A 20,839-nucleotide genomic window follows, 5' to 3' on the forward strand; every position below is an offset into this window, starting at 1 on the left:
CTACCTCCTCCGCCTCTCTCCCGCGCCCTTCGGCCGCGATTCCGGCACCGGGCCCATTTCGTCCAGGGTCGGCTTGCGGGCGCGTGAGGCGAGCGGGTCGCTCTTCGGCTTGCCCTCGCCACCGCCGAAATTATGGGGGCCCATATCGGCGTCGGTCGGTTTCCGCGCGCGGGTCGGCGGCAGGTTGGCGCTGGAGCCGTAAGAGCGCTCGCCCTTGTACTTGCCGGCGGAGGCCTCGACATCGCTCTGGCGGGCGAGCGGGTCGTCCGAGATCGCCAGCTCCGTCGCCTGCAGGCGCTTGATCTCGTCGCGCAGACGCGCGGCGGTCTCGAATTCGAGATCGGCCGCGGCCTCGCGCATGCGCTTCTCGAGATCGGCGATCGCGGCCTTGAGGTTGTGGCCCGAGGCCGGCGCCACCAGCCCCTTGTCGACCGTGACATGGTCGCGCTCATAGACCGAGCCGAGGATGTCGCCGATGGCGCGCTTGATCGTCTGCGGCGTGATGCCGTTGGCCTCGTTATAGGCGACCTGCTTCTCGCGGCGGCGATTGGTCTCCGCCATCGCCCGCTCCATCGAGCCGGTGATGTGATCGGCATAGAGGATGACCTTGCCGTCGACATTGCGCGCGGCGCGGCCGATGGTCTGGATCAGCGAGGTCTCAGAGCGCAGGAAGCCCTCCTTGTCGGCGTCCAAGATGGCGACGAAGCCGCATTCGGGGATGTCGAGGCCCTCGCGCAGCAGGTTGATGCCGACGAGGACATCGAACGCGCCCAGCCTGAGATCGCGGAGAATCTCGATGCGCTCGATCGTGTCGATGTCCGAGTGCATGTAGCGCACGCGAATACCGTTCTCGTGCAGGTATTCGGTCAGGTCCTCGGCCATGCGCTTGGTCAGCACGGTGACGAGGGTGCGGTAGCCGCTCGAAGTGACCTCCTTGACCTCGTCGAGGAGGTCCGCGACCTGATGCTTGGCCGGGCGGATCTCGACCGGCGGATCGATCAAACCTGTCGGGCGGATGACCTGCTCGGTGAAGACGCCGCCGGTCTGGTCCATCTCCCAGCCGCCGGGCGTGGCCGAGACATGCACCGACTGGGGCCGCATCGCGTCCCATTCCTCGAAGCGCAGCGGCCGGTTGTCCATGCAGGAGGGCAGGCGGAAGCCGTATTCGGCCAGCGTCGCCTTGCGGCGGAAGTCGCCCTTGTACATCGCGCCGATCTGCGGGACCGAGACATGGCTCTCATCGGTGAAGACCAGCGCGTTGTCGGGCAGGTATTCGAACAAAGTCGGCGGCGGCTCGCCCGGCTTGCGGCCGGTGAGATAGCGCGAATAGTTCTCGATGCCGTTGCAGGAGCCGGTGGCCTCGATCATCTCGATGTCGAAGGTGCAGCGCTGGTCGAGCCGCTGCGCCTCGAGATAGCGGCCCATGCGGTTGAGCTCGTCGAGGCGGGCCTTCAGCTCCTGCTTGATCGACTTGACGGCCTGGGTCAGCGTCGGGCGCGGCGTGGTGTAGTGCGAATTGCCGTAGACCTTGATGAACTCCAGCTCGCCGGTCTTCTGGCCGGTGAGCGGGTCGAACTCGCTGATGCTCTCGACCTCGTCGCCGAACAAGCCGATGCGCCAGGCGCGGTCTTCATAGTGCGCCGGGAACAGCTCGATGACATCGCCGCGCACGCGGAAGGTGCCGCGGGCGAAATCGCCGAGCGTGCGCTTGTATTGCAGGGCGACGAGATCGGCGATGAGCTGGCGCTGCTCGATGCGCTCGCCGAGCTTCACCGAGAAGGTCATCGCCGTATAGGTCTCGACCGAGCCGATACCGTAGATGCAGGAGACGGAGGCGACGATGATCACGTCGTCGCGTTCGAGCAGGGAGCGCGTCGCGGCGTGGCGCATCCGGTCGATCTGCTCGTTGATCGAGGATTCCTTCTCGATATAGGTGTCCGAGCGCGGAACATAGGCCTCCGGCTGGTAATAATCGTAGTAGGAGACGAAGTACTCGACCGCGTTGTCGGGGAAGAAGCTTTTGAATTCCCCGTAAAGCTGGGCCGCCAGCGTCTTGTTCGGCGCGAGCACCAGCGCCGGGCGCTGCGTCTCCTCGATCACCTTGGCCATGGTGAAGGTCTTGCCGGAGCCGGTGACGCCGAGCAGCACCTGGTCGCGCTCCTGACGGCGGATGCCGTCGACGAGATCGGCGATGGCGGTCGGCTGGTCGCCGGATGGGGAGAACTCCGATTTCATCGTGAAGGCGATGCCGCCTTCCGATTTCTCGGGGCGCGGCGGGCGATGCGGCGTCCAGGCCTTGCCCGGATCGATGAAGGGGCTGCCGGTTTCGAGGAGGTGCTGCAGCGAAGTCGCGGTCGCGGCCGCCGCCCCCTCGGCGCCGGCGAAAGCGGAATCGGCCTTCTTCGACAGCTTCTTCTTCGGCCGGGTGTCGCCATCGCCGGGGCGGGCCTCGGCCTCGGCCTCGTAGCCGGCCTGCGGCTGGTCACTGAAGCCCGAGGCGCCGCCCGGAACCGCCGTGCCGCGGTTGATCGCGGGGTTCAGCAGATCGGCGAGATAGCCTTCGAGCGGCTTCAGCTCCGGCTTCGACGCCTTCGAGTTCGGCGTGCGGGCGCTCGACGGCTTCTTCGCGGCCTTCGGCTTGGTGGTCGTGCTGTCGGGGCTTTTCGGCATGGCCGCAATATGGGGCGGAACGGCTGCGGATGCGAGAGGGCGCGGCGCCTCGCCAGCGCGATTGGTGACAGGAGTTGACAGGGGATCGTCTTGCTATTTTAAGTTGTATATAATCGATTCCAACAACCTGAAGGACGGGCCATATTGAGGAGTAGGTCCGTGCCGGCGGGCGATGAAATCGAGACCTTCATCGCCCGCTGGCGGGTTTCGGAGGGAGCGGAGCGCGCCGCCTATGCGCAGTTCCTCAGCGAGCTCTGCCGGCTGATCGGCGTCGAGCCGCCGCAGCCGCCGACCAGCGACTCCGACGCTGTGACCTATCGCTTCGAGTATCCCGTGCGCTTTCCCGATGGGCAGGGCGGCCACAGCACGGGGCGCATCGATCTTTACCGAAAGGGCGCCTTCGTCCTCGAAGCCAAGCAGAGCCGGCTGAAGGGGCAGGCGAAGGAGATATTGCCGGCACAGGGCGCCCTGCCCTTCGCGGAGCCGGCGGGACCGCGCGGCCGGCGCGGGGCCGATCGCGCCTGGGACGTGCTGATGCTCAACGCCAGGCGCCAGGCGGAGGACTATGCCAAGGACCTGCCGGCCCCGCATGGCTGGCCGCCCTTCCTGATCGTCTGCGACGTCGGCCACTGCTTCGAGTTCTACGCCGACTTCACCGGGCATGGTAAGAACTACGTCCAGTTCCCGGACCGGCAGCGCTACCGCGTCTATCTCGACGATCTGCGCGACGAGGCTGTGCGTCGCCGCCTCGCGATGGTCTGGACCGACCCGCTCTCGCTCGACCCGACCCGCCATGCGGCGCGCGTTACCCGCGCCATCGCCGAGAGGCTGGCGGCCGTCTCCAAGGCATTGGAGCGCGAGCACGACCCCGAGGAGGTCGCGCTCTTCCTGATGCGCTGCCTGTTCACGATGTTCGCCGAGGATGTCGGGCTGATCCGCAAGGACGCCTTCAAGACATTGCTGCGGGATTGTCGCGACGACCCCGCCTCCTTCCTGCCGCTGGTATCGGAGCTGTGGCAGGCGATGGACAAGGGCTCCTACTCGACCTCGGTGCGAGAGCGGATGAAGCGCTTCAACGGCAAGCTTTACGAGGACGCCAAGGTCTACCCGCTCGGGCGCGAGGAGATCGGCGAATTGCTCGCCGCCGCCGAGCATGACTGGAAGGAAGTCGAGCCCGCGATCTTCGGCACGCTGCTGGAGCAGGCGCTCGACGAGAAGGAGCGCGCCCGGCTGGGCGCGCATTACACGCCGCGGGCCTATGTCGAGCGGCTTGTCGTCGAGACGGTGATCGGCCCATTGCGGGACGATTGGCGGGCGGTGCTCGCCGCCGCCCAGCAGGCGCGCGATGGCGGCGACGCGAACAAGGCGCTGGCGCTGGTCGAAAGTTTTCACGAAGCCCTGTGCCGAACGCGCGTGCTCGATCCGGCCTGCGGAACCGGGAACTTCCTGCACGTTGCTCAGGAGCTGATGAAGAAGCTCGAAGGCGAGGTGCTCGACGCCGCAAGTGAGCTCGGCAGTGCCGAATCGCTCGGCGGCTTTGCGCGACATGCGGTAGGTCCGCACCAGTTCCTCGGCATGGAGATCAATCGCCGCGCTGTCGCCATTGCCGATCTCGTGCTCTGGATCGGTCATCTGCAATGGCATTTCCGCACGCGCGGCTTCGCTCCCAAGGAACCGATCCTCGAAAAGCTCAATCACATCCACAAGCGCGACGCCGTTCTGTCGTGGGACGACTGGCCGATCCCGGGCTGGCGCAATGGCAAGGAATTCCTGCCGAATCCGCGCCTTCCGGAATGGCCGGAGAGCGAGTTCATCGTCGGCAACCCGCCCTTCATCGGCGGCAAGGACCTGCGCGGCCGACTCACCGACGTCTATGCGGAGGCGCTGTGGGCGGTGCATCCGCAGATGAACGAGAGCGCCGATTTCGTGATGTATTGGTGGGACCGGGCCGCCGAGCTGCTGACGCGGCCGGACACCAAACTGCGGCGTTTCGGCTTCGTCACCACCAACTCGATCACGCAGCTCTTCCAGCGGCGCACGATCGAGCGGCATCTGGCGGCGCGACGGCCGCTCTCGCTGGTCATGGCGATCCCCGACCACCCCTGGACCAAGGCCGGCAAGGACACCGCCGCGGTGCGGATCGCGATGACGGTGGCGCAGGCGGGGCGGCGTGATGGAAGGCTTTGCGAGGTCACGTCCGAGGCGGCGCTCGACACCGACCAGCCTCATATCGAATTGCGCGCATGCGAGGGGCGGATCAACGCCGATCTGACGGTCGGCACCGATACCAGCCAGGCCATGGGCCTGCAGGCCAATGCAGGGCTGAGCTCACGCGGGATGATGCTGTTCGGCAAGGGGTTCATCGTGTCGCCTCAACAGGCGGAAGCGCTCGGCCTCGGACGCAGGGCAGGCCTGGAGGAGCACATCCGCCTCTATCGCAACGGCCGCGACCTGATGGCTCGCCCGCGAGGCGCGATGGCCATCGATCTCTATGGGCTGCGGCCCGACCATGTCCGGGAACAATACCCGGAGGTCTATCAGCATCTGCTCCGGACCGTGAAGGTCGAGCGTGACCGCAACAGGGATGCCGATATCAGGGCACGATGGTGGCTCTTCGGACGGACGCGCGATGAAATCCGCCCCGTCCTCGCGCCGCTTCAGCGCTATATCGCCACGGTCGAGACCGCCAAGCACCGGGTCTTCCGGTTCCTCGACGCGTCGATCCTGCCCGACAACATGCTGGTCGCGGTGGCGCTATCCGACGCGTTCCATCTCGGCGTGCTATCCTCGCGCATCCACGTCACCTGGTGCCTGGCGCAGGGCGCGACTCTGGAAGATCGCCCGCGCTACTCGAAATCCCGCTGCTTCGACCCCTTCCCTCTTCCCGATGCGGCGGAGCTTCAGAAGGAAGCCATCCGCCGACCCACGGAGAAACTGGACGCGCTGCGCAAACAGGTGCTGGCCGATCACCCCGATCTCACCCTGACCAAGCTCTACAATGTGCGCGAGGCGATCCGCGCCGGCCGCGCCCTGACGACGGCCGAAGCCGATATCCGCGACCGCGGGCTTGTTCTGATCCTCGACGAGCATCACGACGCCATCGATGCCGCGGTCGCCGCCGCCTATGGCTGGCCGGTCGATCTGGCCGCCGAGGAGATGCTGACGCGGCTCGTCGCCCTGAACCGGCAGCGCCTTCAGGAAGAGGCGCGCGGCATGGTGCGCTGGCTGAGACCGGACTATCAGCGCCCGCGCTTCGGCGATGCCGGCCGGGGCGGCGAGCAGATCGAGGCGGAAGGGCTGGCTGCTGCGCTGCCGGCTGGCACGCAGCGGCCGCTCTTCCCGCTCGATCCGGTGGAGAGGGTCGCCCGCGTGCTGTCGGTTCTCGTCTATGCTCCGACAGCGCTCGACGCTGCCGCAATCGCCGCGCGCTTCCGGCAGGGCCGCAAGGTCGAGCGCGCAATCCGCGGCATCCTGGTGTCGCTGGCCCGCGTCGGCGAAATCTCGACTGCCGATGGCGGGCGCCGCTTCGCGCGCCGCTTGAGCGCCACGGGATGAGCGGGCTCAGGCTGGCTTCTGCCCGTGTCCTTCGGCCCGGTCGAGTTCCGCCTGCTTGCGCTCGCACCAGACGCGGCCCTCGTCGCCGCCCCAGAGCAGCCAGGCGATCCAGCCAGCAGAGGGATTGTCCTTGTCGCCGAAGCCCTTGGCCTGGCAGTCGACAGCGTGGCGAGCGAAATAGCTCACCATGCGACGCACGGTTTCCTCGCTCAGGGGCCTGCGATGACTGAGATCGCGGGCGCGCGCGACGCCGATCTGCGTGCCGCCGCGGTTAAACTTCTGGCGCAATCTCAGACCTTTCGCAGCCGCCTTGGCGACGGTTTCAGGCGGCGTGAGGTCGACATGCTGCATCGCAGCCGCTCCCCTCATGATCATCGCACGACACTCCCCTCCTTCGGTCTGGAAACAACGCCCAGGGGCAGGCAGAGGTTCAACCGGTGCGGCCTTCCTCCTGTAGCCAAGTTGCGATTCCGGCGGCAGCAGCGACGCCGGTCGCAAAGCTCGCCTGCAGCAGATAGCCGCCGGTCGGTGCCTCCCAGTCGAGCATCTCGCCGGCGGCGAAGACGCCCGGCAGGCGCTTCAGCATGAAGCCGGCATCGAGCTCGTTATGAACGATGCCGCCGGCCGTCGAGATGGCGCGTGCGATCGGCATCGGCGCGTCGAGGCGCAGCGGCACGGCCTTGATCAGCGATGCCAAACCCTCCGGTTCAGTCGGCAGTGCGTTACCAGTCGACTCGCGCAGGAGCGCGGCGGCGACGGGCGAAAGCCCCCCGGCCTTGCGCAGGTGGTTGCTCAGCGTCTCGCCCTTGCGGCGCTTCGCCAGGCGCATGGCAAGATCGCCCATCGCAAGATCCGGCCGCAGGTCGATCGCGATCCCAGCGGCGCCATCGCGCAGGATCGCCTCGCGGATCGGCGCCGAGAGCGCGTAGATCGCGCCGCCCTCAATGCCATCAGCATCGATCATCGCCTCGCCAGAGGCTGCCTCGCCGCCGAAACGGATCACGATGCGCTTGAGGGGGTGGCCGGCGAAGCGCTCCTTCATCAATGGCGACCAGGCGACCGCGAAGCCGCCATTTGCCAGCCGGAGCGGCGAGACAGCGACGCCGCGCTCGGCCAGCAAAGGCACCCAGCCGCCATCGGAGCCGAGCCGCGGCCAGCTCGCGCCGCCCAGCGCCAGCAACGCCGCATCGGGGCGGACAAGCTCCATGTCGCCGCTCGCAAGGCGAAAGTTCAGGGCGCCATCCACGTCCCAGCCGGTCCAGAGCCGGCCCGACGCGAGCGTCACGCCCAACCCTTCGAGACGCCGCAGCCAGGCGCGCAGCAGCGGCGAGGCCTTCATCGCGCGCGGAAAGACGCGGCCGCTCGAACCGATGAAGGTCTCGGCGCCGAGCGCATCGGCCCAGTCGCGCAAGGCCTGTGGCGGGAAGGCCCGCAGCGCCGGCTCCAGCCAGCCCTGCGCCTCGCGATAACGGCTGAGAAAGGCGTCGAACGGCTCGGAATGGGTGAGGTTCAGGCCGCCGCGCCCGGCGAGCAGGAGCTTGCGGGCCGGGGAGGCCATGCGCTCATAAATCGTGACGCGATGCCCGGCCTCTGCCAGCCGCTCGGCGGCGATCAGTCCGGCGGGGCCGGCGCCGATGATGGCGATGTCGGGCATGGGCTCTCGCATCCTGAGGCATCATCCCGGACGGAGCGAAGCGGAGATCCAGGACAGCGTTGTTTCCGCAAGGCTTGGCTTTAGACTGGCGCTCCCGCCGCGAGAAGCCCCACCAGGACGCTCCATGCCCACTATAGCCGCTTATATCGGCGCCGCGTTCTTCGAGATCGCCGGCTGCTTCGCCTTCTGGGGCTGGCTCAGGCTCGGCAAGCCGGTCTGGTGGCTGCTGCCGGGGCTGGTGTCGCTCGGGCTCTTCGCCTGGCTGCTGACGCTGGTGGAGAGCGCGGCGGCAGGGCGCGCCTTCGCCGCCTATGGCGGGGTCTACATTGCCGCCTCGCTGGGCTGGCTCTGGGCCGTCGAGGGCGTCAGGCCGGATCGTTGGGACCTGACCGGCGGCGCCATCTGCCTCGCCGGCGCCGCGATTATCCTGGCAGCGCCGCGGTAGGGCGGTGGATCACCTGCCCGAATGCGGGGCGGGGACGAGCACGGCCGGCGTCTCACGGTTGCGCGCCGCTTCCTTGTTCTCGCGCAGGCGGCTTTCGCGCAATTCGTTGGCGCTCTCGAGGATCGGATAGGCGATCGAGACGACATGGCCGTGGATGCGCTTGAGGTCCCGGATGATGTCGAGATGGATCGCGCTGGTCTCGATCGATTCCGGCCGGCCCGAACGCAGGCGCTGGAAATGGCTGTCAGCGGCATGCCGCTCGGCCTCGCGCATCGCCGCCTTGTCGGCGAAGAGCTGGCGGGCGAGCACGATGTCGCGGGTGGCGAAGACGTTGAGCGCCAGCGCCAGCGCCGAGGCGACGCGCTGATGGAAATCGCGGATCTCGGCCAGCCCCTCAGGCGAGAAGCTGTAGCGTTTGCGGATCTTCTTCTCGGCGAGCTCGCGCAGGTTCTTGTCGATGATGTCGCCGATATGCTCGAGATTGGTGATCAGGGTGATGATCTCGAACAAGCGGCGGCTCTCCTCCTCGGTCAGCTCGTTGCGCGAGACCTTGACCAGATAGAGCTTGATGGACTCGTGGATGGTGTCGACGCCGTCATCGGCCTGGGCGATGGCGCGGGAGAGCTTGAGCTCGTCCTTCTCCAGCAGGGTCATCGTGTCGCGCAGCATGGCCTCGACGCGGTCGCCCAGCCGCAGCGCCTCGCGCATCGCGCCGGCGAGCGCCTCGGTCGGGCTGTCGAGGGCGTTGGGGTCGAGATAGCGCGGCGTCACCGCCTCGGATTTCTCCTGCTTGCCGGGCATGAAACGCTCGACCAGGGCGGCGATCGGCCCGACGAAGGGCAGGAAGATCAGCGCGCCGACCAGATTCAGCCCGACATGGAACTCGATGGCGAAACGCTGGCCGGTGATCGGCAGGCTGGTGAGCCAGGCCGAGAGCGGGCCGACGAAGGGGATGACGGCCAGCGCCAGCAGGAGGCGCGTCAGCAGGTTGCCGACGGCGGCGCGGCGCTGGGCTGCGGGCGCGCCGAGCTGGTCGAGCACCGGGATCAGCGCATTGCCGAGATTGGCGCCGATGACCAGCGTCAGCGCGGTGGCCGGCGGGAACAGGCCCGACGCCGCGAAGGTCGCGACCAGCAGGATGATCGCGATGCTGGAATGCACCATCCAGGTCGCCGCGATGGCGACGAGGACGGCGAGCAGCGGCTCGCTGCCGAGAGCGCCGAGGACAACCCGGAAGGTCGGCGATTGGGCGAGCGGGGCCGCCGCCGTATTCAGCTCGATCAGCGAGAGCAGAATCAGGCCGATGCCGACGAGGACGCGGCCGATATTGCGCGGCCGCTCCATCGCCTCGCTCGAAAGATACATGGCGACGCCGATGGCGATGCAGAGGCCCCAGAGCCAGCCGAGATCCATCGAGATGACGAAGGCGGCGAGCGCCGTGCCGAGATTGGCGCCGAGCAGCACGGCGAGCGCCATGGCCGAGCCGATCAGCGCCTGACCGGCGAAGGAGGAGACCAGGAGCGTCGTTGCCGTCGAGCTCTGCAGCACCATGGTCACGACGACGCCGCTGCCAAAGGCGGCGAAGCGATTCCGTGTGAAACTCTGCAGGGCGTGCCTGAGCTGCGAGCCGAAGGCGCGCATCGCGCCGGTTCGCACCAATCTGACCGCCCAGATCAGCAGCGCGACGCCGCCCGCCAGATGGATCAGGATATTGGTTGCGCTCTCGCCCGTGGCCATTTTTGTGCGGTCTTTTCCCGATTCAGGTGACGATGACAGGCCGAATCTAACAGTTTTTGATTAGCCAACTCAACAGATATAAGCAGTGAAAGTGCTGAGAATGCGGCAGTTTCCTGCCGCATATGTGAGCGATTTCCTGTCTCTGGCGGCCTTCAGGCCGGCGGAATCAGCGTCACGCCCGATTTCGCGAAGGAAACCGCGACCGGAGCACCCTGCTCCAGCAAATCGCGAGCACCATACTGCACCACGAAAAGCTCGCCGACCTCGGTCTCGACCATGATGTCGAGGTGATTGCCGAGATAGGCGCATTTGCGGATCGTGCCCGGCAGCGAGCCAGCCAGACCGGTCTCGCCGAGCAGCAGGGATTCCGGCCGGATCGCGACCTTGGCCGGGCCGGGACCGAGCCCGCGCGCCGGCAGCGACACGGTCGCCGAACCGATGCCGACATCGGCGCGGCCGTCCGCCACCGCCTTCACGGTGACATCCACCAGATTGGCATCGCCGATGAAGTCCGCGACGAAGGCGTTGGAGGGCTGCTCATAGAGGTCGCGGGGGGCGCCCTCCTGCGCGATCCGCGAATTCGACATCACGATGATGCGGTCGGAGACGGCGAGCGCCTCCTCCTGGTCGTGGGTGACATAGGCGACGGTCAGGTTGAGATCCTGCTGCAATTCGCGGATCTCCTCGCGCACGCGGCGACGGAGTTTCGCATCGAGGTTGGAGAGCGGCTCGTCGAAGAGCAGCACTTGCGGCTCCAGCACGAGGGCGCGCGCCACTGCGACGCGCTGCTGCTGGCCGCCGGACAGCTCGGACGGGTAGCGGTTCTCGAAGCCCTTGAGGCCGACGAGCGCCAGCTTCTCCAGCGCCATCTGCTTCGCCTGCTCCTTGCCGAGACCCTTCACGGTCGGGCCGTAGGCCGCGTTCTCCAGCACGCTCATATGCGGAAAGAGTGCGTAGGACTGGAAGACCATGGAGACGTCGCGGTCAGCGGCGGAGAGCTTCGTCACGTCCTTGCCGCCGATCAGGATCTGGCCTTCGCTGGCGATCTCGAGCCCGGCGATCATGCGCAAAGTCGTGGTCTTGCCGCAGCCGGAGGGGCCAAGCAGCGTGACGAGCTTGCCGGCCTCGATGGTGAAATTGACGTTGTCGACCGCCGTCACCGCGCCGTAGCGCATGGAGACGTTGCGGAATTCGACGGAAGCGGGCCCGGCCTTCACGATGCGGCTACTCCTGGCTTGAGCGGCTCGGCGGCCGAACTCGACAGCGGGATGAGCTTGCGGCGGCCGAGCTTACGCTCGCCGACGCCGAGCTGGATGAGGCCGATGCCGAGCGCCATGAAGACGATCAGCACCGAGGAATAGGCGATGGCGAGACCGAACTCGCCGGCTTCCACACGCCCGACGATATAGGCCGTCGAGAGGTTGTACTCGGCCGAGACCAGGAAGATCACGGCGCTGACCGCCGTCATCGAGCGCACGAAGGAATAGACCAGCGCCGAGACCAGCGCGGGCTTCAGCAGCGGCAGCACGACGCGCCAGAGCGTGGTGAAGCTGCGAGCGCGCAGCGTGGTCGAAGCCTCGTCCAGGCTCTTGTCGATCTGCGACAGGCCGGCGATGCCCGAGCGGACGCCGACCGGCATGTTGCGGAAGACGAAGGCGATGATGAGGATCAACCCCGTGCCGGTGATCTCGATCGGCGGCACGTTGAAGGCGAGGATATAGGCGACGCCGAGCACTGTGCCGGGAATGGCGAAGGAGAGCATCGTCGCGAATTCGAGCGCGCCGCGGCCGCGGAAGCGCTGGCGCGTCAGCAGATAGGCGGTCAGCAGGCCGATGATCGCGGTCAGCGGCGCCGAGATGGCCGCGACCTTGATCGTGGTGAAGAAGGACGGCCAGGCGGAGCCCTGGAAATAGATGCCGTTGCTGAAATCGATGGCGAAACCGGTGAGATAATGCTGCAGCGTCGGCGTGAAGTCGCGGCCCATGTTGCGGACGAAGCCGCCGATGAGGATGACGATGTAGATCACCAGCGTCAGCGCGACCCAGGGCACGATCACAGCGACGGAGAGCCAGGTGATGCGGCGCGGCAAGGGCGTCGGCAGGCCGGCGTCACCCTTGCCGGTCACGGTGGTATAGGATTTGCCGCCGAGCCAGCGCTGCTGCACCCAGAAGGCGCCGAGCGTGAAGGCAAGCAGCACGATGGCGAGCACCGCCGCCTGCCCCTGATTGTAGGAAGCGCCGACCACCGCGAAGAAGATCTTGGTCGAAAGCACCTCGAAATTGCCGCCGAGCACCAGCGGATTGCCGAAATCGGCCATGCTCTCGACGAAGCCGAGCAGGAAGGCATTGGCGATGCCGGGCTTGAGCAGCGGCCAGGTCACGGTGCGGAAGGTCTGCCAGCGCTTGGCGCCGAGCGTCTGCGAGGCTTCCTCCAGGCTGGGCGAAATGCCCTGCACCACGCCGATCAGCACGAGGAAGGCGATCGGCGCGAAGGCGAGCACCTGCGCCAGAAGGACACCCGGCAGGCCGTAGAGCCAGCGCGAGCGCGGAATGTCGAACCACTCATACAGCAGCGTCGAGAAGGCGCCGGCGCGGCCGAAAAGCAGGATCAGCGCGAGGCCGATGACGAAGGGCGGGGTGATGATCGGCAGCACGGTGAGCGCGCGCATGATGCGCTTGCCCGGCATGCCGGTGCGCAGGATCAGCAGCGCGCAGGCGAGGCCGAGCAGCGTGGTGATGACGCCGCAGAGCACGGCCAGGACCAGCGTGTTCCAGGCGACGCCGCAATTGGTGTTGCTGGTGACGCAGCCAAGACCCCAGATCGAGGAATCCAGGAAGCGCGCGACGAAGGCCGAGAGGGCAAAGGCGCCGCTCTGGTCGACCAGCGCGCTCCTCAGGATGATCGCGACCGGGAAGAAGATGAAGACGCCGATCAGCAGGATGATCAGGCCGATCGTCGAGGTGGTGAAGAGATCGCCCCGGCAGACACCGCGATAGGCGAGGCCGTGACAGAGCAGGAAGAGCAGCGAGAGCAGCGTGACGAAGGCGCCGCCGCCAATGCCGCGCTGCGCGGCGCCGGCGCCGCCGAGCAAGGCGGCGAGCCAGCCGATGCCCTGATCCTTCAGCACGATGGCGAAGGCCTGGGCGAAGAACAGCAGCAGGCCGAGCGCGCCGGCCCAGATCAGCACGGCGGCCGTGCGCTGACGGTCCTGACTGCCCCAGAAGAACGTCGCCGCCGCGAGCGCGACGCCGACCGGCAGGAGCCAGGGCGTCTGACCGGAGAGGGCGAGCGCCAGCGCGCTACCGGCCTTGCCGAACGGATATTCCGCCAGCCAGCCCCAGCTCGTCAGGCTCATGCCTTCGACGAGATACCAGGGCATCAGCGCATAGCCGAGCCAGCCGATCAGCAGCACGAATCGCGTCGCCGGTGCCATGCTTGCCCTGCCCTCACAGTTTCCGTTGGCCCGAACCGGTTGCCCCGGCTTTCAGAGCCCAGCCCTTGTCCTGCGCCCGAATCTCCAGCGTCATACCGGACGCAGCGAAGCGGAGATCCGGGATCCATGCCGGAGCGCATCCGGCGGAGGTTCAGGCATGGATCCCGGGTCAAGCCCGGGATGACGACGTGTTTCCGCGATCATCCGGAAACACGCCGGAGAGACGCGCCTTACTTCGGCAGCGCCTTGACTTCCTTGTCCCACTTGGCGAGCAGGCGGTTGCGCTCGGCCGAGGAGCCGTATTTCACGAAGTCGTAGTTGATCAGCTTCATCTGATCCATCTTGGGCGACTGCGCCGGCACCGGCGCCGCCTTGTTCGACGGCACCTGATAGGACTTGGCCGGGGCGGCAAGCGCCTGGGCCGCCGGGGTCAGGGCCCAGTCGTAGAACTTCTTGGCGTTGTCGAGATTGCGCGCGCCCTTGACGATCGACATCGAGCCGATCTCGTAGCCCGTGCCCTCGCAGGGTGCGACCGGCTTGATCGGGTCGCCCTGCACGGCGAAGACCACCGCGTCATGGATGAAGACGATCCCGACCGCGGTCTCGCCGAGGCTCGCCGCCTTGGCCGGTGCCGCACCCGACTTGGTGTACTGGCTGACGTTCTTGTGGAGCTGCTTCAGATAGTCGAAGCCCTTCTCCTCGCCCATCAACTGCACGACGGTGGCGAGCAGGTTGTAGGCGGTGCCCGACGAATTGGGATCGGCGACCTGGACGTCGTCCTTGAGCTTGGGATTGAGCAGATCGGCCCAGCATTTCGGCTCCGGAATGCCCTTCGCCTTGATCTGCTCGGTGTTGTAGCCGAAGCCGAGCGCGCCGGCGTAGATGCCGATGGAGCGCTGCTTGGCCGCCTTCCACTGATCGAGCGCCCAGCTATGCAGCTCGGCGTTCTTCGGCGACTCGTATTCGAGGGTCAGCCCCTCTTCAGCCGCCTGCAGATGCGGATCGCCCGTGCCGCCCCACCAGATGTCGCCGCGCGGGTTGGAGGACTCGGCCTTGAGCTGGGCATAGATCTCGCCCGCCGATTTGCGGGTCATGGCGACCTTGATGCCGGTGTCCTTCTCGAAGGCCGTCGACATGGCGCGGCACCATTCCTCCTGGACACCGCAATACATGACGAGCGACCCTTGCGCGCGGGCCGGGGTGGCGGCGAAGGCCGCTGTGGCAAGCGCGGCGAAAAGCCCCGCCTTGAGCCAGGATTTCGATGACATGCTAACCTCCCTGATCGAAGAACCCGGCTTCTATGTCCGGTTCTTGTGACTGATGTGAAACTGAGACGAATGGTTGCGAAAGATCAACGAAATACAGCGCCGGCTAAGCGATTCCTGTGATCTCCTGGAGTGTCGGAGCCAGTTTCGGCGTGCAGCACAGGATCGGGTTGCCCTTCGCGATCCCCTCGCCCGCGAAGAAATCGTTGATGGAGGCACCCGCCTCGCTGGCGATGACGATGCCGGCCGCAACGTCCCAAGCGTTGATGTGCAGCTCGGCATAGGCATCGCTGCTGCCGTTGGCGACATGGCAGAGACCGAGCGTGCCCGAACCGCCGCGCTTCATCGCCGCGCCCGCGGTATAGCCACGCTCGATCACCTTGAGATAGTTCGCCGCGGGCACGCGGGTCGACCATCCCAGTTCCACCGAGGCGCGGGCGATGTCGGTGGCGCCGGAAACCTTGATCGGATCGCCGTTCAGGGTCGCGTCGGCACCGCGCCGGGCAGCATAGACCTCGCCCAGCGCCGGCGCCGCCACGACACCGATCTCGGGCGTGCGGTTCGCGAGGAAGCCGATCGAGATGCACCAGTTGCGGTCGCCATGGGCGAAGTTGGCGGTGCCGTCGATGGGATCGAGGATCCAGACCGCGTCCGAAGCCTGGCCCCCGCCCTCCTCGCCGATGACGGAGTCGTTCGGGAACAGCGTGGACAGGCGCTGGCGCAGGAAGTCCTCGACCTTGCCGTCGGCGACGGTGAGCCAGTCCTGCGCGCCTTTCATGGTGATGCCGAGCGACTCGCGCTTGTTGAAGTAGCCCAGCGCCAGATGGCTCGCCTCGGCCGCAAGGCCGAGCGCCGCATAGTAGCGCAGATCGCGTTCCGCCGGGGTCATCGAACCACCAGCCATCACTTGGCCCCCAGGTCGACGCGGACGGGCTTGCCGGTCTGCGCGGATTCGGTCGCGGCATCGGCGAGGATCTGCGCCTTCAGGCCATCGAGGCCGGTCGGCGAGGCCGCGGCCTTGCCGTGGCAGGCGGCGATGAAGGCGTCGAGCTCGGCGCGGTAGGCCGCAGCGTACCGCTCGAGGAAGAAATTCTGCACGGGATCGGCGCGGAAGCCGGAGGCGGTGGCAATTTCCACGGTCGTCTCGTGGATATTGCCGGCGCGCAGCATGCCCTGCGAGCCGTGGACCTCGATGCGCTGGTCGTAGCCATAGGTCGCGCGGCGGGAATTGGAGATCTGGGCGATCTTGCCGCTGGCCGTCTTCATCACCACCGCGGCGGTATCGACGTCGCCGGCCTCGCCGATCGCCTTGTCGACGAGGGCCGAGCCCAGCGCGAAGACCTCGATGGGATCCTCGGCCAAGAGGAAGCGGGCCATGTCGAAATCATGGATCATCATGTCGCGGAAGAGGCCGCCCGAGCGCTTGACGTAATCGACCGGCGGCGGCGACGGATCGCGCGAGATCACGGTGACGACCTCGATCGCGCCGGCCTCGCCCGCGCGCAGCCGCTTCTCCAGCGCGGCGAAGTTCGGGTCGAAGCGGCGGTTGAAGCCGATCATCAGCGGCTTGCCGGACTTCTCGACGGTGGCGAGGCAGCGGCGGATGCGGGCGGCGTCGAGATCGACCGGTTTCTCGCAGAAGACGGCCTTGCCGGCGGAAACCGCCTGCTCGATGAGATCGGCATGGGTGTCGGTCGGCGTGCAGATCAGCACGGCGTCAATCGCGGCATCCGCAAGGATCGCCTCGGTCGTCATCGCCTTGGCACCGGCAGCGGCGGCGAGCGAGGCGGCGGCCCCCGGCATCGCGTCGGTGACGGCGACCAACTCGGCATCGCCACGCGCGGCAACGTTCAGCCCGTGGATGCGCCCGATGCGGCCGGCGCCCAGCAATCCGATCTTCATGGTCGTCTTCAGTCCCGTGGTCATGTCAGGCGGCGCTCCTGCCGCGATTGGGGCCGGCGCTAGTCGTGCGCGCCGAGAATGTTCTGGTCGAAGTCGATATTGGCGCCGGTCATCAGCCCGGACTCGGCCGATGCGAGATAAGCGACGGCCTTGGCGACCTCGCGCGGATCGATCAGCCGGCCGAAGGGCTGACCGGCCTCGGCCTCCTCCAGCCACCCGTCCTTGGCGTCGTGGCGCAGCTTCATGATGGCATCCTCGCCCGGCGTCGCCATCCAGCCGATATTCAGGCCGTTGACGCGGATGCGGTGCTTGATCAGGCCGTAGGCGACGTTCTTCGTCAGCACCGCGAGCGCGCCCTTCGAGACGCTGTAGGCGGCGAGGAAGGGCTGGCCGCCATGGGCCGACATGGACTGGATATTGACGATGGCGCCCGCGATCTCCTGCCGGCGCATCAGCTCGGCCGCATCCTGAATCAGGAAGAAGGGCGCGCGCAGATTCACCGCCATGATGCGTTCGTAGAGCGCGGGCGAGGTGTCGAAGATCGTGCCGCGATCGGTGTCTCCCGCCGCGTTGACGAGGATGTCGAGCCGGCCGAAGGCTTTCTCGGCTGCCGGGACGATCTGCCTGACGGCATCGAGGTCGGCGAGATCGACCTGATGGAAGCGGGCATCGCAGCCCTCTGTGCGCAGGCTTTCCGCCACCGCCTCGCCGCGCGCGGCATTGCGCCCGGTCAGCAGCACCGCCTTGAGGCCGCGGCCGACGAATTCGCGCGCGATTGCCTCGCCGAGGCCCTGGCTGGCACCGGTGATGACGGCCGCCTTGGCATGAAGGTCACGGCTGAACGAACTGGCTTGCGGCAAGGTAGCTGTCTCCCGGAAACGGCAGGAATTTTTTAGGCTTCCCGCTCGATGGAATAAACATTCCATTTCCGGCATAGGCAAGTCAAGACGATCCGGACGCTCGCGTTGACAAAAAGCGGCGAAGGCGGTGTTTGGTCCGGCATGGTCCCCGACCAGCGAGCCCGTGCAAACCATACGATCATGACGACCGCGAGACCGAAGGCCCTTTCCCGGCCACAGCGTAGCTCAGAACCGGTCGCCTTCCGGCGCGCGACCGGACGAGGTTGACCGCAGCGCGCCGCGCGCAGCCGTCTTCGTTCCGCGTCGTTGTCGTTTCCTTGAAAGGGCCGCCCCCTCGGCGGCGTCAGCCATGCTCGATCTCAGCTCGACCCTCACCCTCGCCTGCCCGAACCGCCCGGGCATCGTTGCCGCCGTCTCGACCCTGCTGTTCGAAGCCGGCTGCAACATCCTCGACGCCCAGCAGTTCGACGACACCGAGTCCGACCGGTTCTTCATGCGCGTCGTGTTCAACCGGCTCGAAGGCAGCCAGCCGCACGAGGCCATCGCCGAAGCGCTCGCCGAACTCGGCCGGCGCTTCGGCATGGAGCTCAGCCTGCATGAGGCCAGCCGCCGGAAGCGCGTCATGCTGCTGGTCTCGAAATTCGACCATTGCCTCGCGGATCTGATCTATCGCTGGCGCATCGGCGAATTGCCGATGGACATCGCCGGCGTCGTCTCAAACCACGCGCGCGAGCACATCGCCTCGACCGATCTCGGCGACCTGCCCTTCTACCATCTGCCGGTCACCCGCCAGACCAAGATGGAGCAGGAAGGGCAGATCTGGCAGTTGATCCAAGAGACGCAGACCGACCTCGTCGTTCTCGCACGCTACATGCAGGTCCTGTCGGACGGGCTTTCGGCCAAGCTCGCCGGGCGCTGCATCAATATTCATCATTCCTTCCTGCCCGGCTTCAAAGGCGCCAAGCCCTATCATCAGGCGCATGAGCGCGGGGTGAAGCTGATCGGCGCCACCGCGCACTACGTGACCTCCGATCTCGACGAGGGTCCGATCATCGAGCAGGACGTCGAGCGGATTTCGCATCGCGACACGCCCGACGACCTCGTCCGCAAGGGCCGCGACATCGAGCGGCGGGTCCTGGCGGGTGCCGTCCTCCATCATCTGGAGGACCGCATCATTCTCAACGGAAAGAAAACTGTCGTCTTTACGGGGTGACCCGCATAAAATTGCGACATCGCGTGAATGGAAGGCACATTCATGCAAAGCTTACCGCTTCAAACCGCCCAAAGCCCTCACCGGGACCGAACGGTCCCGCGCCGCACAGTTGACGCTTTCGTTGGCACATGCCTTGCTGAGACCATCAACGAGAAAACGGCGCGAAAGCGCTGGGGATGACTTATTGTTTATATGGTGGAGGCAGTTCGATGAATGAGCAGGAAATCCGCGGCATGGTCGCGGATGTGAAGGGTGGCGCGCTGTCGCGACGATCCTTCATCCAGAAGATGGCGGCGGTGGGTATTGCCGCGCCGATCGCGAGCCAGATCCTCGTCTGGAACGGCGTTGCGATGGCGGATGCCACGCTGCCCTACAAGCCGACCAAGGCCGGTGGCGGCGGGCCGCTGAAGATCCTGCTCTGGCAGGCCCCGACCCTGCTCAACCCCCACTTCGCCTCCGGCACCAAGGATCAGATCGCCTCGCGCATCTTCTTCGAGCCGCTCGCCGGCTGGGACAAGGAAGGCAACCTCATTCCGCAGCTCGCGGCTGAAGTTCCGACCCGCGCCAATGGCGGCCTCTCGGAGGACGGCAAGTCCGTCACCTGGAAGCTGAAGCCGGGCGTGAAGTGGCATGACGGCAAGCCGCTCACCGCCGACGACGTCGTCTTCACCTGGGAATATGCCAAGGATCCGGCGACAGCCGCCTACACCACGGGCGCCTACAAGGACATCAAGGTCGAGAAGGTCAACGACCTCACCGTCAAGGTGATCTTCCCCGAGGCGACGCCGTTCTGGGCCGACGCCTTCGTCGGCGTGACAGGCCAGATCCTGCCGAAGCATCAGTTCGGCGATTACATCGGCGCCAAGTCGCGCGAGGCTCCAGGCAACCTGAAGCCCATCGGCACCGGCCCCTACAAGTTCGTCGAGTTCAAGCCGGGCGACATCATCACCGCCGAGCGCAATCCCGACTACCACGTCAAGAACCAGCCGCATTTCGACACGCTTGAGGTCAAGGGCGGCGGTGACGCGGTCTCGGCGGCGCGCGCCGTCCTCCAGACCGGCGAATACGACTACGCCTGGAACCTGCAGGTCGAGGACGAGGTCCTCAAGCGCATGGAGACCGGTGGACGCGGCAAGGTCAGCGCCGTGCCCTCGGGCGACATCGAGTTCATCATCCTGAACCCGACCGATCCGTGGACCGAGGTCGATGGCGAGCGCTCCAGCGTCAAGACCAAGCACCCGACGCTGTCCGACCCCAAGGTTCGCGAAGCGATCAACCTGCTGATCGACCGCGATTCGGTGCAGAAGTTCATCTATGGCCGCGGCGGCACCGCGACGGCGAGCTTCGTCAACGAGCCCAAGCAGTTCAAGTCGCAGAAGCTCAAATACGAGTTCAACATCGACAAGGCCAACAAGATCCTCGACGAGGCCGGCTGGAAGAAGGGTGCCGACGGCATCCGCGAAAAGGACGGCAAGAAGCTCAAATACGTCTTCCAGACCTCGATCAACGCCCCCCGCCAGAAGACCCAGGCCATCATCAAGCAGGCCTGCCAGCGCGCCGGCATTGACCTCGAGCTCAAGTCGGTCACGGCGTCGGTGTTCTTCTCGTCGGACGTCGCCAACCCCGACACCTACACCAAGCTCTATGTCGACATGGAGATGTATACGACGACGCAGCCGCAGCCTGACCCGGAGCGCTTCCTCAACCAGTTCACCTCCTGGGAGATCGCGACCAAGGAGAACAAGTGGCTCGGCCGCAACGTCTCGCGCTACTCGGACCCTGAGGCCGACAAGGCCTACAAGGCCGCGCAGAAGGAACTCGACCCGGCCAAGCGCGCAGCGCTCCTGATCAAGGTCAACGAGATCTTCTGCGAGGCCAACATCATCCTGCCGCTGCTCTCGCGCACCCGCGTGGCTGCAGCCTTGAACAATATCTCCCACGACCACTCCGGTTGGGACGTCGATACCTGGAACCTCGCGGCCTGGTATCGCAGCTAAGTGCCGATTAGCCCCTCGCGGAGAGGTGATCTTCGCGAGGGGCGCTTTTGCACCCGCTCATCCCCTCGGCTTTCGGTAGCTGCAAGGGGTGAGTAGGTTGCAATCGGC

The 20,839-nt window shown here is 66.5% G+C and carries 14 protein-coding genes; 4 read left to right on the plus strand and 10 right to left on the minus strand.

Annotated features, from left to right (window positions below; translation table 11 throughout):
- Positions 1-2,670 (minus strand): excinuclease ABC subunit UvrB, encoded by a 2,670-nt coding sequence (gene uvrB / locus AC1DE3_RS11335; RefSeq protein WP_441509381.1) that lies wholly within the window; start codon positions 2,668-2,670, stop codon positions 1-3.
- A gap of 159 nt (positions 2,671-2,829) precedes the next feature.
- Here uvrB and AC1DE3_RS11340 point away from each other — a divergent pair, with 159 nt between their 5' ends.
- Complete coding sequence (locus AC1DE3_RS11340) at positions 2,830-6,225, plus strand: class I SAM-dependent DNA methyltransferase (protein WP_476852394.1); 3,396 nt, start codon at positions 2,830-2,832, stop codon at positions 6,223-6,225.
- Between the two features lie 6 nt (positions 6,226-6,231).
- Here AC1DE3_RS11340 and AC1DE3_RS11345 read toward each other — a convergent pair whose 3' ends face one another.
- Together AC1DE3_RS11345 and AC1DE3_RS11350 are read right to left on the minus strand one after the other, a co-directional pair.
- Entirely contained in the window at positions 6,232-6,600 is a 369-nt protein-coding gene (locus AC1DE3_RS11345; RefSeq protein WP_476779779.1) for a hypothetical protein, read from the minus strand.
- 55 nt (positions 6,601-6,655) lie between these two features.
- The gene (locus AC1DE3_RS11350; RefSeq protein ID WP_441509384.1) at positions 6,656-7,879 is read right to left on the minus strand and encodes a TIGR03862 family flavoprotein; all 1,224 of its coding nucleotides are present in this window, start codon (positions 7,877-7,879) and stop codon (positions 6,656-6,658) included.
- A gap of 124 nt (positions 7,880-8,003) precedes the next feature.
- Here AC1DE3_RS11350 and AC1DE3_RS11355 point away from each other — a divergent pair, with 124 nt between their 5' ends.
- Positions 8,004-8,324, plus strand: coding sequence for a YnfA family protein (locus AC1DE3_RS11355; protein ID WP_441509385.1), 321 nt, complete (start codon positions 8,004-8,006; stop codon positions 8,322-8,324).
- A gap of 9 nt (positions 8,325-8,333) precedes the next feature.
- Here the strand turns inward: AC1DE3_RS11355 and AC1DE3_RS11360 are convergent, their stop codons facing one another.
- From AC1DE3_RS11360 to AC1DE3_RS11390, 7 genes are all read right to left on the minus strand, one after another.
- On the minus strand, positions 8,334-10,061 hold the full coding sequence (locus AC1DE3_RS11360; RefSeq protein ID WP_441509386.1) for a Na/Pi cotransporter family protein: 1,728 nt from the start codon (positions 10,059-10,061) through the stop codon (positions 8,334-8,336).
- Positions 10,062-10,213: 152 nt separating this feature from the next.
- A complete protein-coding gene (locus AC1DE3_RS11365; protein ID WP_441510094.1) occupies positions 10,214-11,281 on the minus strand; it encodes an ABC transporter ATP-binding protein in 1,068 nt (355 codons plus the stop codon).
- Complete coding sequence (locus tag AC1DE3_RS11370; protein ID WP_441509387.1) at positions 11,275-13,494, minus strand: ABC transporter permease; 2,220 nt, start codon at positions 13,492-13,494, stop codon at positions 11,275-11,277. Before AC1DE3_RS11370 ends, AC1DE3_RS11365 begins: the two co-directional genes overlap by 7 nt.
- 230 nt (positions 13,495-13,724) lie before the next feature.
- Positions 13,725-14,762, minus strand: a complete 1,038-nt coding sequence (locus AC1DE3_RS11375) for an ABC transporter substrate-binding protein (RefSeq protein ID WP_441509388.1) — start codon at positions 14,760-14,762, stop codon at positions 13,725-13,727.
- Between the two features lie 103 nt (positions 14,763-14,865).
- Positions 14,866-15,663: an inositol monophosphatase family protein gene (locus AC1DE3_RS11380; protein ID WP_441509389.1), complete on the minus strand. Its 798-nt coding sequence runs from the start codon at positions 15,661-15,663 to the stop codon at positions 14,866-14,868.
- Entirely contained in the window at positions 15,663-16,685 is a 1,023-nt protein-coding gene (gene iolG, locus AC1DE3_RS11385; RefSeq protein WP_441509390.1) for an inositol 2-dehydrogenase, read from the minus strand. The genes AC1DE3_RS11380 and iolG overlap by 1 nt, the downstream gene beginning before the upstream one ends.
- 35 nt (positions 16,686-16,720) lie before the next feature.
- On the minus strand, positions 16,721-17,521 hold the full coding sequence (locus AC1DE3_RS11390) for an SDR family oxidoreductase (RefSeq protein WP_476852395.1): 801 nt from the start codon (positions 17,519-17,521) through the stop codon (positions 16,721-16,723).
- A gap of 349 nt (positions 17,522-17,870) precedes the next feature.
- On the opposite strand from AC1DE3_RS11390, the gene purU reads away from it, so the two are divergent.
- Both purU and AC1DE3_RS11400 read left to right on the plus strand, forming a co-directional pair.
- The gene (purU, locus tag AC1DE3_RS11395; RefSeq protein WP_441509392.1) at positions 17,871-18,734 is read left to right on the plus strand and encodes a formyltetrahydrofolate deformylase; all 864 of its coding nucleotides are present in this window, start codon (positions 17,871-17,873) and stop codon (positions 18,732-18,734) included.
- A gap of 209 nt (positions 18,735-18,943) precedes the next feature.
- Positions 18,944-20,731, plus strand: a complete 1,788-nt coding sequence (locus AC1DE3_RS11400; RefSeq protein WP_441509393.1) for a peptide ABC transporter substrate-binding protein — start codon at positions 18,944-18,946, stop codon at positions 20,729-20,731.
- Positions 20,732-20,839: the final 108 nt, after the last annotated feature.

Source organism: Allobosea sp. 10L417 (assembly GCF_056395485.1).

Coding starts and splice junctions, on each gene's coding strand:
- uvrB (WP_441509381.1), bottom strand. CDS start 2,670: ATGCCGAAAAGCCCCGACAGCACGACCACCAAGCCGAAGGCCGCGAAG.
- AC1DE3_RS11345 (WP_476779779.1), bottom strand. CDS start 6,600: ATGATCATGAGGGGAGCGGCTGCGATGCAGCATGTCGACCTCACGCCG.
- AC1DE3_RS11350 (WP_441509384.1), bottom strand. CDS start 7,879: ATGCCCGACATCGCCATCATCGGCGCCGGCCCCGCCGGACTGATCGCC.
- AC1DE3_RS11355 (WP_441509385.1), top strand. CDS start 8,004: ATGCCCACTATAGCCGCTTATATCGGCGCCGCGTTCTTCGAGATCGCC.
- AC1DE3_RS11360 (WP_441509386.1), bottom strand. CDS start 10,061: ATGGCCACGGGCGAGAGCGCAACCAATATCCTGATCCATCTGGCGGGC.
- AC1DE3_RS11370 (WP_441509387.1), bottom strand. CDS start 13,494: ATGGCACCGGCGACGCGATTCGTGCTGCTGATCGGCTGGCTCGGCTAT.
- AC1DE3_RS11375 (WP_441509388.1), bottom strand. CDS start 14,762: ATGTCATCGAAATCCTGGCTCAAGGCGGGGCTTTTCGCCGCGCTTGCC.
- AC1DE3_RS11380 (WP_441509389.1), bottom strand. CDS start 15,663: ATGGCTGGTGGTTCGATGACCCCGGCGGAACGCGATCTGCGCTACTAT.
- iolG (WP_441509390.1), bottom strand. CDS start 16,685: ATGACCACGGGACTGAAGACGACCATGAAGATCGGATTGCTGGGCGCC.
- purU (WP_441509392.1), top strand. CDS start 17,871: ATGCTCGATCTCAGCTCGACCCTCACCCTCGCCTGCCCGAACCGCCCG.
- AC1DE3_RS11400 (WP_441509393.1), top strand. CDS start 18,944: ATGAATGAGCAGGAAATCCGCGGCATGGTCGCGGATGTGAAGGGTGGC.